This window comes from Shigella sp. FC1544, from assembly GCF_001722145.1.
In the GTDB taxonomy this organism is placed as follows: Bacteria; Pseudomonadota; Gammaproteobacteria; order Enterobacterales; family Enterobacteriaceae; genus Escherichia; species Escherichia coli.
The window spans coordinates 1-2,141 of sequence record NZ_MECT01000241.1 but is presented as its reverse complement, the minus strand read 5'-3'; the positions used below and the strand labels follow the sequence as shown (position 1 = coordinate 2,141).

The 2,141-nt window shown below is 50.0% G+C and carries 3 pseudogenes; 2 read left to right on the top strand and 1 reads right to left on the bottom strand.

Annotated features, from left to right (window positions below):
* Together BGK49_RS13140 and tnaA are read left to right on the top strand one after the other, a co-directional pair.
* Window positions 1-300, top strand: a pseudogene (locus tag BGK49_RS13140) (IS1-like element IS1X2 family transposase); the annotation flags it as partial.
* Between the two features lie 265 nt (window positions 301-565).
* Window positions 566-1,810, top strand: a pseudogene (gene tnaA, locus BGK49_RS13135) (tryptophanase); the annotation flags it as partial.
* Between the two features lie 16 nt (window positions 1,811-1,826).
* On the opposite strand, the pseudogene BGK49_RS13130 reads toward tnaA, so the two are convergent.
* Window positions 1,827-2,141: pseudogene (locus BGK49_RS13130) on the bottom strand (IS1-like element IS1B family transposase); the annotation flags it as partial.

The window sequence follows — 2,141 nt, the reverse complement described above, 5'->3', positions numbered from 1 at the left end:
ACGGTTGTGGCGCACGTCTTCGGTGAACGCACTCTGGCCACACTGGAGCGTCTTCTGAGCCTGCTGTCGGCCTTTGAGGTCGTGGTATGGATGACGGATGGCTGGCCGCTGTATGAATCACGCCTGAAGGGAAAGCTGCACGTTATCAGCAAGCGTTACACTCAGCGCATTGAGCGACATAATCTGAATCTGAGACAACATCTGGCAAGGCTGGGACGGAAGTCACTGTCGTTCTCAAAATCGGTGGAGCTGCATGACAAGGTCATCGGGCATTATCTGAACATAAAACACTATCAGTAAGTTGGAGTCATTACCGACAATAAGATTGTCGATCACCACCCTTAATTTACCCTTCTGTAGCCATCACCAGAGCCAAACCGATTAGATTCAATGTGAACGATTAGTTTGCTATATCTTAATTTTGCCTTTTGCAAAGGCCATCTCTCGTTTATTTACTTATTTTAGTAAATGATGGTGCTTGTATATATACATGGCGAATTAATGGATATTGCAGATGTAATATTCACAGGGATCACTGTAATTAAAATAAATGAAGGATTATGTAATGGAAAACTTTAAACATCTCCCTGAACCGTTCCGCATTCGTGTTATTGAGCCAGTAAAACGTACTACTCGCGCTTATCGTGAAGAAGCAATTATTAAATCCGGTATGAACCCGTTCCTGCTGGATCGCGAAGATGTGTTTATCGATTTACTGACCGACAGCGGCACCGGGGCGGTAACCCAAAGTATGCAGGCAGCGATGATGCGCGGCGACGAAGCCTACAGCGGCAGCCGCAGCTACTATGCGTTAGCCGAGTCAGTGAAAAATATCTTTGGTTATCAATATACTATTCCGACTCACCAGGGCCGTGGCGCAGAGCAAATCTATATTCCGGTACTGATTAAAAAACGCGAGCAGGAAAAAGGCCTGGATCGCAGCAAAATGGTGGCATTCTCTAACTATTTCTTTGATACCACGCAGGGCCATAGCCAGATTAACGGCTGTACCGTGCGTAACGTCTATATCAAAGAAGCCTTCGATACGGGCGTGCGTTACGACTTTAAAGGCAACTTTGACCTCGAAGGATTAGAACGCGGTATTGAAGAAGTTGGCCCGAATAACGTGCCGTATATCGTTGCAACCATCACCAGTAACTCTGCAGGTGGTCAGCCGGTTTCACTGGCAAACTTAAAAGCGATGTACAGCATCGCGAAGAAATACGATATTCCGGTGGTAATGGACTCCGCACGCTTTGCTGAAAACGCCTATTTCATCAAGCAGCGTGAAGCAGAATACAAAGACTGGACCATCGAGCAGATCACCCGCGAAACCTACAAATATGCCGATATGCTGGCGATGTCCGCCAAGAAAGATGCGATGGTGCCGATGGGCGGCTTGCTGTGCATGAAAGACGACAGCTTCTTTGATGTGTACACCGAGTGCAGAACCCTTTGCGTGGTGCAGGAAGGCTTCCCGACATATGGCGGCCTGGAAGGCGGCGCGATGGAGCGTCTGGCGGTAGGTCTGTATGACGGCATGAATCTCGACTGGCTGGCTTATCGTATCGCGCAGGTACAGTATCTGGTCGATGGTCTGGAAGAGATTGGCGTTGTCTGCCAGCAGGCGGGCGGTCACGCGGCATTCGTTGATGCCGGTAAACTGCTGCCGCATATCCCGGCAGACCAGTTCCCGGCACAGGCGCTGGCGTGCGAGCTGTATAAAGTCGCCGGTATCCGTGCGGTAGAAATTGGCTCTTTCCTGTTAGGCCGCGATCCGAAAACCGGTAAACAACTGCCATGCCCGGCTGGGTAATGACTCCAACTTATTGATAGTGTTTTATGTTCAGATAATGCCCGATGACTTTGTCATGCAGCTCCACCGATTTTGAGAACGACAGCGACTTCCGTCCCAGCCGTGCCAGGTGCTGCCTCAGATTCAGGTTATGCCGCTCAATTCGCTGCGTATATCGCTTGCTGATTACGTGCAGCTTTCCCTTCAGGCGGGATTCATACAGTGGCCAGCCATCCGTCATCCATATCACCACGTCAAAGGGTGACAGCAAGCTCATAAGACGCCCCAGCGTCGCCATAGTGCGTTCACCGAATACGTGCGCAACAACCGTCTTCCGGAGCCTGTC